Raw genomic sequence first — 1,384 nt, 5'->3', positions numbered from 1 at the left:
TTCCCCTGGCCGCAGAACGTCCGCGAGGTGCCGTGGGACCGGCTCCGCGACGAGGCGGAACCGGTACGGCGGGCCGGTGCGGAACGGCCCGCCGTACCGGGGCACGGGACGACGGCGGCGGGTGCGGGTCAGGCCGGGTCAGGGCCCGGCCCGGGATCACACCCGGATCAGAGCAGGAACCCCGCGGGGAAAGGGTCGCGCGGGTCGAGGAAGTACTGCGCGGTCCCGGTGACCCACGCCCGCCCGGTGATGGCCGGGACCACCGCGGGCCGGCCCGCCACCTCCGTCTCCGCGACGAGCCGCCCGACGAACCGGGTGCCGATGAACGACTCGTTGACGAAGTCGGTGTCCAGGCCCAGCTCGCCCCGGGCGTGCAGCTGCGCCATCCGGGCGCTCGTGCCGGTGCCGCACGGCGAACGGTCGAACCAGCCGGGGTGGATCGCCATCGCGTGCCGCGAGCGGCGGGCGTCGGAGCCCGGGGCGGTGAAGTGCACGTGGTGGCAGCCCCGGATGCCGTCGTCCAGCGGATGGACCGGCTCGTCCTGCTCGTTGACCGCCTTCATGATCTCCAGCCCCGCGCCGAGGATGCGGTCCTTGGCGGCGCGGTCGAACGGCAGGCCCACCGACTCGATCGGCACGATCGCGTAGAAGTTGCCGCCGTACGCCAGGTCGTAGCGGACCTCCCCCAGGCCGGGCACCTCGACCACCCGGTCCAGGCCGGCGCTGAAGGAGGGCACGTTGACGATGGTGACCGCGACGGCCGCGCCGTCCTCGACGCGCACCTCGGCGACGACCAGCCCGGCGGGGGTGTCGAGCCGGATGGTGGTGACCGGCTCGACGACCTCGACCATCCCGGTCTCCACCAGCACGGTCGCCACGCCGATGGTGCCGTGGCCGCACATCGGCAGGCAGCCGGACACCTCGATGTAGAGCACGCCGTAGTCGGCGTCGGGCCGGGTGGGCGGCTGCAGGATGGCGCCGCTCATGGCCGAGTGGCCGCGCGGCTCGTACATCAGCAGGGTCCTGACGTGGTCCATCTCGGCCAGGAAGTGCTCGCGGCGCTCGGCCATGGTGGCCCCGGGGATGACCCCCACCCCCCCGGTGATCACCCGGGTGGGCATGCCCTCGGTGTGGGAGTCCACCGCGTGGAAGACCCGTTTCGTTCTCATCTCCCCCTCCTCGGGGACGTTCGGTTCCCCCTCGGGAGGGCTCGGTCTCCCTCCCTCGGGGACGTTCGGTTCCCCCGGGAGGGCTCGGTCTCTCTCCCTCGGGGACGTTCGGCCTCCCCTGCCCGGGGAGGTACGGCGGGCGCCCTCAGGACCCGCCGTGCTAGTGGCGTGTCACGCAACCTTGGTGGGATAACTGGTCCATGAGCGGATCGGGG

General features: G+C 73.1%; 1 protein-coding gene. It reads right to left on the bottom strand.

Going from position 1 to position 1,384, the window contains the following annotated elements; genetic code table 11:
- Positions 1-167: 167 nt before the first annotated feature.
- Positions 168-1,169, bottom strand: a complete 1,002-nt coding sequence (locus AB0D67_RS39120; protein WP_362947511.1) for a proline racemase family protein — start codon at positions 1,167-1,169, stop codon at positions 168-170.
- Between the last annotated feature and the right edge of the window lie 215 nt (positions 1,170-1,384).

The organism is Streptosporangium sp. NPDC048047 (genome assembly GCF_040653115.1).
Lineage (GTDB): Bacteria > Actinomycetota > Actinomycetes > Streptosporangiales > Streptosporangiaceae > Streptosporangium.
This window is presented reverse-complemented; position numbering and strand designations above follow the sequence as displayed.

Coding starts and splice junctions, on each gene's coding strand:
- AB0D67_RS39120 (WP_362947511.1), bottom strand. CDS start 1,169: ATGAGAACGAAACGGGTCTTCCACGCGGTGGACTCCCACACCGAGGGC.